The organism is Streptomyces panaciradicis (assembly GCF_023516615.1).
Taxonomy (GTDB): domain Bacteria; phylum Actinomycetota; class Actinomycetes; order Streptomycetales; family Streptomycetaceae; genus Streptomyces; species Streptomyces panaciradicis.
This window is the reverse complement of sequence record NZ_JAMGBF010000262.1, coordinates 1-8178: the sequence shown is the minus strand read 5'-3', so window position 1 is coordinate 8178 and position 8178 is coordinate 1. Positions and strand designations below refer to the sequence as shown.

Annotated in this window: 6 protein-coding genes; 3 read left to right on the top strand and 3 right to left on the bottom strand. The window is 72.4% G+C overall.

The window, feature by feature from the left end; genetic code table 11:
• Positions 1-251: 251 nt before the first annotated feature.
• Positions 252-800, bottom strand: a complete 549-nt coding sequence (locus M8J74_RS43265) for a MarR family winged helix-turn-helix transcriptional regulator (protein WP_249841641.1) — start codon at positions 798-800, stop codon at positions 252-254.
• 145 nt (positions 801-945) lie between these two features.
• Here M8J74_RS43265 and M8J74_RS43260 point away from each other — a divergent pair, with 145 nt between their 5' ends.
• Positions 946-2226 (top strand): MFS transporter, encoded by a 1281-nt coding sequence (locus M8J74_RS43260; RefSeq protein ID WP_249841642.1) that lies wholly within the window; start codon positions 946-948, stop codon positions 2224-2226.
• Between the two features lie 41 nt (positions 2227-2267).
• On the opposite strand, the gene M8J74_RS43255 is transcribed toward M8J74_RS43260, so the two are convergent.
• A complete protein-coding gene (locus M8J74_RS43255; protein WP_058924481.1) occupies positions 2268-3920 on the bottom strand; it encodes an ATP-binding SpoIIE family protein phosphatase in 1653 nt (550 codons plus the stop codon).
• Between the two features lie 232 nt (positions 3921-4152).
• Entirely contained in the window at positions 4153-5532 is a 1380-nt protein-coding gene (locus tag M8J74_RS43250) for an NAD(P)/FAD-dependent oxidoreductase (protein WP_249841640.1), read from the bottom strand.
• A gap of 382 nt (positions 5533-5914) precedes the next feature.
• Here M8J74_RS43250 and M8J74_RS43245 point away from each other — a divergent pair, with 382 nt between their 5' ends.
• Positions 5915-6685, top strand: coding sequence for a TetR/AcrR family transcriptional regulator (locus M8J74_RS43245; protein WP_249841639.1), 771 nt, complete (start codon positions 5915-5917; stop codon positions 6683-6685).
• A gap of 443 nt (positions 6686-7128) precedes the next feature.
• The coding region (locus M8J74_RS43240) for a sigma-70 family RNA polymerase sigma factor (protein ID WP_249841638.1) at positions 7129-8178 on the top strand (1050 nt) is incomplete at its 3' end.

The following is an 8178-nucleotide window of genomic DNA, read 5'->3' as shown; positions in this document are numbered from 1 at the left end:
CCGGCTGTTGGGCCGTTCCGACGTCTCAAACCTTAGCGGATCCTCTCGGCGATTCCCAATCGGGCCGCCGAGATCCACATCGAATTGAATTCGGGCACGCCGAAATCAACCCGGCTGGGAGATCGTGCTGATGGTTTGGTTTGCCGCTGCTGCGGCGGAGGTGCTGCCGAAGAACCGTTACGGCCCCGTGGCAACCCGAAGAACTTTACGGATCCGGCGATGGCCTGTCAAGCGCCCGCTGTCAAGATCTTTTAGTCCAGGTCGGTGAGGCGTCCGCCGGCGTCCGGCTGGGCGTGCTCCACCCTGCGGAGCAGGCGGGTGAGGACGTCACCCAGGGCCGTGCGGTCCTCGGCCGAGAGGTCCTGGAGGAGATCCTCCTCGAAGACCGTCGCAAGTCGCATCGCCTCCAGCCACTTCTCGCGGCCCTCCACCGTCAGCTCGACGATGACGCGGACCCGGTTGGACTCGTCCCGTTCCCGGGTCACCAGTCCCTCGGCGACCATGCGGTCGATCCGGTGGGTCATCGCGGCCGGCGTCAGGCCGAGGCGCTTGGCGAGGTCGCTCGGGCCGAGGCGGTAGGGGGCGCCGGAGAGGACGAGGGCCTTGAGGACCTCCCACTCGGCGTTGCTGATGCCGAGGGCGGCGGTCTGCCGGCCGTACGCGACGTTCATACGGCGGTTCAGCCGGGACAGCGCCGAGACGATCTTCTCGACCTGGGGGTCGAGGTCCCGGAACTCTCGCTGGTACGCGGCGATCTGCTCTTCGAGTGTCGGCTCCGTGGCGCCGGGGGGCTCGGCCATGTGGGCAGTATCCCACGCCCCTGCTTTGCCTCGAAGTCCTTGATTATGTACTCTTCGATATCGAACTTTAGCTTTGAAGTCTTCACTCCTAAGCTCTTCGGAGCGAAGCTTCCATCAGATGAGAGAGGTGAACGTGACCAGGGCGATGGGCGCAGCGATGCGCCGGATCCACGTGGGCAACGCACTCAGCGCGTTCGGGCTCGGTTTCACCGTCCCCTACCTGTACGTCTATGTGGCGCAGGTGCGGGGACTGGGTGCCATGACGGCGGGGCTGGTCCTCGCCGTCTTCGCCGTGGCCGCGCTGGTCGTGCTGCCGTTCGCCGGGCGGGCCATCGTCCGGCGCGGTCCGCTGCCGGTCCTGATCGCCGCCCTGGTCACCGCCGCCGTCGGTGCGCTGGGCCTGGGGCTGGCGGCCACGTCGACCACCGTGCTGCTCGCGGCCGCCGCGCTCGGTGCCGGGCAGGCCGTGATGCAGCCGGCGCTGGCGACGATGATCGTGGACGTCTCCACCACGGACACCCGCTCGCGCGCCTTCGCCACCCAGTTCTTCCTGCAGAACCTCGGGCTGGGCGTCGGCGGGCTCATCGGCGGTCATCTTGTGGACGCTACGCGCGTCGACTCCTTCACCCTGCTGTTCTCCATCGAGGCGGCGATGTTCCTGGTGCTGGTGGGGGTGATGGCGACGGTCCGGATGCCGCGTGCGCCGCGCATCGAGGGCGCGCCCGCGTCGGCGGGCCGGGGCAGCTGGAAGCAGCTGCTCGGCAACCGGGCCATGGTGCAGCTGTCCGTGCTGGGCTTCGTGCTGTTCTTCGCCTGCTACGGCCAGTTCGAGTCGGGGCTGAGCGCGTACGGCGTCGAGGCGGCCGGGATCTCCACGTCCGCGCTCGGGACCGCGCTGGCCGCCAACACCCTGATGATCGTCGTCGCGCAGTTCGCCGTGCTGAAGTTCGTCGAGCGCCGGCGCCGGTCCCGGGTGATCGCGGGCGTCGGGCTGATCTGGGCCGTGGCGTGGGCCGTGGCGGGGTACGCCGGGCTCGGGCACGGCAGCCGGGAGATGGCCACGGCCGCGTTCGTGTCGACGTACGCGCTGTTCGGGCTCGGGGAGGCGATGTTGTCGCCGACGGTCGCGCCGCTGGTCGCCGATCTGGCACCGACGGGCATGGCGGGGCAGTACAACTCGGCGTTCGCCCTGGTCAAGCAGCTCGCGCTGGCCGTGGGGCCGGCGGTGGGCGGGCCGATGGGGGCCTCGCTGCACGCGCCGTACGTGGTGACGTTCCTGCTGTTCTCGCTGGGCATCACCGTCCTCGCGCTGCGGCTGGGGCGGCGGCTGACCGCCGTACAGGACCAGCCGTGGCTGGCGCGGAGCCGGAGCCGGGTCGTCGCACGGGGTGGGACGTCCACGGGGGCTGTTGCCGCGGAGGCGTGAGCCGGCGGCCGTCGTGGGCGGTCACCGGCGGCGGGCTGCCGTCAGGGCGAGCCCTTCGGGAGGACGAATTCGCACCAGACGGCCTTGCCGCCGCCCGGGGTCCGGCGCGAGCCCCAGTTCGAGGCGATCGTCGCGACGATCGCGATGCCCCGGCCGGACTCGTCGCCCGGTTCGGCGCGGCGGCGGCGCGGCAGGTGGTCGTCGCCGTCCGTCACCTCGATGATCAGGCGGCGGTCCGTGCGGCGCAGCCTCAGACGCATGGGCGGGGTGCCGTGCTGCAGGGAGTTGGCGACCAGCTCGCTCGCCGCGAGGACGCCGAGGTCGTGCAGCTCTGCGGGGAAGCGCCAGCTGGTCAGGACGCCGGAGGCGAAGGCACGCGCGCGTGGGGCCGCTTCGACGCCGCCGAGGAGTTCCAGGGCGGCGTTGCGGAAGAGCTCGCCGTCGTGGCCGATGCGGGCCGGGTGCTGGAGGACCAGGACCGCCACGTCGTCGTCGTGGTCGGCGGTGACCCCGGCGGAGCGGACCAGGCGGTCGCAGACCACCTGGGGGGTGCCGGTCGCCCCGGACAGGGCGGCCTCCAGGGCCGCGATGCCCTCGTCCAGGTCCGCGTCGCGGCGCTCCACCAGGCCGTCCGTGTAGAGCACGGCCGTGGAGCCGGGGCCGAGGGGCACGGAGCCGGAGGCGTGCATCCAGCCGCCGGTGCCCAGCGGCGGGCCGGTCGGCTCGTCGGCGCGCTGGACGGCGCCGGTCTCGTCGCGGACGAGGATGGGCAGGTGGCCGGCGGAGGCGTACACCAGCCGGCCCTCGTTCGGGTCGTGGATGGCGTAGACGCAGGTGGCGATCTGGTTGGCGTCGATCTCCGCGGCGAGGCCGTCGAGGAGCTGCAGGACCTCGTGCGGGGGCAGGTCGAGGCGGGCGTAGGCGCGGACCGCCGTGCGGAGCTGGCCCATGACGGCCGCGGCGCGCACGCCCCGGCCCATGACGTCGCCGATGACCAGGGCCGTGCGGCCGCCGCCGAGGGTGATGACGTCGTACCAGTCGCCGCCGACCGCGGCCTCGGTGCCGCCGGGCTGGTAGGTGGCGGCGATGCGCAGGTCGTCGGGCTGTTCGAGCTCCTGGGGCAGCAGGGAGCGCTGGAGGGTGACCGCGGTCTCGCGCTGGCTGCGTTCGCTGGCGCGCAGGCGTTCGGCGGCCTCGGCGTGGTCGGTGACGTCGGTGGCGAAGACGAGCACGCCCGCGTGGTCGGCATCCGTGACCGGGGTGCAGGTGAAGGTGTAGGAGCGGCCGTCGGGGGCCTTGCGGGACTTCAGGGTGCGGGGCCTGCCGCTGCGCAGCACCTGGTCGAGGAGCGGGAGCAGGCCCAGTTCGGCGAGTTCGGGGAGGGACTCGCGGGTGGGCTCGCCGAGGGGGCGCAGCCCGAAGGCGGTCACGTAGGCGTCGTTGACGTACGCCACGCGGTGGTCGGGGCCGTGCAGGAGGGCGACCAGGGCGGGGACGCGGTCGAGGACCTCGCGGACGGGGAGTTCGTCCACGGCGGGCAGGTGGGGGGCCTCGTGGGTGAGTTGTTCGGCGCGGGCCGAGGGGACGGAGCCCGCGCCGTCGGCCGGGCGGTCCGGGGCGACCGTGTGGTCGGTCCGCGCTGCCGCGCGGCGCTGCGTTCCGGGGAGCCGGGCGCTCCAGCGCGTGAAGTTCACGAATCCTTGCCTCGTGTCGTCGTCTCCGGCGTCTTCGGAGTCCTGGCGCGGCTCCGGTCCCTGCCGGAGAAGTGGGGCGTGACGCCCCCGGGGTGCAGCACGGTGGGAAGAGCCTCTTGGGTTCGAAGGGTGAGCGGGCGCTCGCCCTGGGGCGGGGATCAGTCTGGCAGTGTGGCCTACCGGAGCGACATCCGTCAGACGCCCACCCGGTCGGTGGAGTTCCTGGGTCCGGTCAGGACGACCCCTTCGGGTCGTCCGCGGGATCGACAGGAGGCTTTCCACCGGCAGCGAGTTCGAACTCCGCTCGGGGATGTTCGAGCGAGCCGAGCGAGACGATCTCCCGTTTGAAGAGGCCCGAGAGGGTCCATTCCGCCAGGACACGGGCCTTGCGGTTGAAGGTGGGCACCCTGCTGAGGTGGTAGACGCGGTGCATGAACCAGGCAGGGTAGCCCTTCAGCTTGCGCCCGTAGACGTGTGCCACGCCCTTGTGCAGACCGAGTGAGGCCACCGAGCCGGCGTACTGGTGGGAGTACGTCTCCAGCTCCTCGCCGCGCAGCGCGTGGGCGATGTTGTCGCCGAGGACCCTGGCCTGGCGGACGGCGTGCTGGGCGTTGGGGGCGGTCTCCCTGCCGGGTTCTTCGGCGGTGACGTCGGGTACGGCGGCCGCGTCGCCGGCCGCCCACGCGTGCGTGGTGCCGTCGATCGTCAGCTGGGGGGTGCATTTCAGCCGTCCTCGCGCGGTGAGCGGAAGGTCGGTGGCGGCGAGCAGCGGGCTGGGTTTGACGCCGGCCGTCCAGACGATCGTGCGGGTCGGGAGGCGGGCGCCGTCGCTGAGGACGGCGATGCGGTCGGCGCAGGACTCCAGGCGGGTGTTCAGCCGTACGTCGATGTTGCGGCGGCGCAGCTCGGTGACCGTGTAGCGGCCCATCTCCTCGCCGACCTCGGGCAGGATGCGGTCCGAGGCCTCGACGAGGATCCACTTCATGTCCTCGGCCTGGACGTTGTGGTAGTAGCGCGTGGTGTAGCGGGCCATGTCCTCCAGCTCGGCGAGCGCCTCGACGCCGGCGAAGCCGCCGCCGACGAAGACGAAGGTGAGGGCCGCGTCGCGGATCTCCGGGTCGCGGGTGGAGGAGGCGATGTCCATCTGCTCGATGACGTGGTTGCGCAGGCCGATGGCCTCCTCGACCGACTTGAAACCGACGGCGTGCTCGGCGAGGCCGGGGATGGGCAGCGTGCGGGAGATCGACCCGGGCGCGAGGACGAGTTCGTCGTACGGCAGTTGCTCGGCGCCCGTGCCCTCCTCCTCGGTGGCCAGGGTGGTGAGGGTGGCGGTGCGCTTGGCGTGGTCGATGGAGCGGACCTCGCCGACGACGACGTGGCATTGGTCCAGGACGCGGCGCAGCGGGACGACGACGTGCCGCGGGGAGATCGCGCCGGCCGCCGCCTCGGGGAGGAAGGGCTGGTAGGTCATGTACGGGTCGGGGGTGACGACCGTGATCTCGGCCTCGCCCCGCGCGAGTTCCCGTTTCAGTCTCCGCTGCAGACGCAGGGCCGTGTACATCCCGACGTAGCCACCGCCGACAACGAGAATGCGCGCACGTTCCTTCACCATCCCATGACGCACCCAGCTCTTGAGTTTGTCCACAGCCTCGACAATTTGTGTGACCGCGGGCCGGGGATCTCCGGAGTTGGCCGAATTGCCGGAGTGCTCACAAGGAGCGCAGGTCAGTGGGCGTACGCCGGGGGGCGCGGAGGGGTGCAATCGGGACGTATACGACTCGTGCTCCGATCGGGGGGCGCTCCGTGCGGAACCTGCCCCTTCTGAATTGACCCCCTCTCAACTATGTTCGTGTGTCGACGGGGTGTAGGGGGATGCGCTTCATCGGATCGGAAGTCCGCGACGGGCGGGCCGACGGTCCTGCTCCTTCGCACGCTCCGGCTTTCAGTGGCGGGGAGAGTCTCCGGGGGGAGACGTCATTACCGGGGGAACGCTTATGCATGTTCAGGACTCTCATTGGTCGTCCGCGTCCGCACTCGCGGCCGGCGGCATGATGAGCGCGGCGGCGGGCAACGGACGCGGGGACCAGACGCGTACGGCGCCGCTGCGCGTGGACGCACAGCGCAATCTGGAGCACGTGCTGCGCGCGGCGCGCGAGGTCTTCGGCGAGCTGGGGTACGGCGCGCCGATGGAGGACGTGGCGCGGCGCGCGCGGGTGGGTGTGGGGACCGTGTACCGGCGGTTCCCGAGCAAGGACGTCCTGGTGCGCCGGATAGCCGAGGAGGAGACCTCCCGGCTGACCGACCAGGCCCGGGCGGCGCTCGGGCAGGAGGACGAGCCGTGGTCGGCGCTGTCGCGCTTCCTGCGGACGTCCGTGGCGTCGGGTGCCGGCCGGCTGCTGCCGCCCCATGTGCTGCGGGTCGGTGTCGCCGAGGAGCGGGACGGCAGGAGCGTGTTCGACGAGGCGCGGGTGCCGCTGCAGCGGACCCAGCCCGGCGCCGGTGAGCTGCGGCTGGTCCCCGAGGGCGGTTCGGCGGGGAGGGGCGCGGACGACGACGCGGGGGCCTCGGCGCTGCTGGAGGTCGTGGGGCAGCTGGTGGAGCGGGCCCGGGCCGCGGGTGAGCTGCGGGCCGACGTGTCGGTTTCGGACGTGCTGCTGGTGATCGCCACCGCCGCGCCCTCGTTGCCGGACGCGGCGCAGCAGGCCGCGGCGTCCGCGCGGCTGCTGGACATCCTGCTGGAGGGGCTGCGGTCCCGGCCGGTGTGACGGTCGCGGGTGGGCGAACCGCCCGGCTCCCGGCCGGGTTCGGGCTCCCACCCGCCCCGTCCGACGGCGGTGCGCCGATCTTCCGGTGCGTCCGGTCGGTCAGTGGTGCGTCGATCGGCCGGTGTGGGCGGCGGGTCAATCCGGTGGCCCGTACGACTCACTCGAACGCGTGACTCCGAGGCGCGGGCGCCGTACGCCCCGCGCCTCCCGCGTGCGCCGCCACTCCGTACAGGACATCTCCGACGAGTCGGGCATCCTGACCAACTGCCGCCGTCCGGAGATCCATTGAGGCTTCCCCGAACGGGTGGGGGCTAGTACTGGTGCACGGCAAGTCCCCACGGACGAGTGGAAGGGTCACCCGGCAGGGGTCCTGACCAAAAGCCAATATGGCACTCTGACCCGGTGTTCGGGACCGGTAGGGCAGGCGGCGGGGGCTTTCCGCGATGAGCGTTGACGGGCGGGACGAGTCACTCGGCGACGGTGACCCGGAGGACGGCGCCTCGCCGCAGGTGCCGCTCCAGGGGGGACGCCCCTCCATTCCGGCCCAGGCCGGGGAACCCGTCGAGGGCAGCGTCCCGGCCCAGCGCGACCGGCGGGAGGACAGTGGCGTCCTGCCGCCCCCGAGGGACCTGCCCCCTTCCGACGCCGATCTGATCGAGCGGATGCGCGCGGGCGACGACAGCGCGTACGAGGCGCTGTACCGGCGCCACGCCGACGCCGTGCGCCGCTACGCCCGCACCTGCTGCCGCGACGGCCACACCGCCGACGACCTCACCGCCGAGGTCTTCGCCGGCATGCTGCAGGCGGTCCGCAGAGGGCACGGCCCCGAGCACGCCGTACGCGCGTACCTGCTCACCTCCGTGCGGCGGGTGGCCGCCGGCTGGACCAAGTCCGCCAAGCGTGAGCAACTCGTCGACGACTTCGCGGTGTTCGCCGCGCAGGCGGCGCACTCGTCCGAGGTCGCCGACCACGACACCCTGGACCTCGGTGCCGACGTGCGCGCCCTGCACGAGGCCGAGCAGTCCATGGCGATGCGGGCGTTCCGGTCGCTGCCCGAGCGCTGGCAGGCCGTGCTGTGGCACACCGAGGTCGAGGACGAGTCGCCCAGCGAGGTCGCCACGCTCTTCGGGCTGGACGCCAACGGCACGCGCGTGCTCGCCTCCCGGGCCCGGGAGGGCCTGAAGCAGGCGTATCTCCAGGCGCACGTCAGCGCCGCCCTCGTGGCCGACGAGGAGTGCGCCCGCTACGCCGACCGGCTCGGCGCCTACGCGCGCGGCGGCCTGCGCACCCGTGCGGAGCGCGGGCTGCGCAAGCACCTGGAGGAGTGCGCCAAGTGCCGGCTGGCCGCCGGTCAGATCAAGGAGGTCGCCGGCGGCATCCCGGCGGTCGTCCCGGTCGCCGTCATCGGCTGGTTCGGGACCGCCGGGTACGCCAAGGCGGTCGGCCTCGTCGCCGGTGGAGCGGGCGCGGCGGGCGCGGGTGCGGCCGCGGCG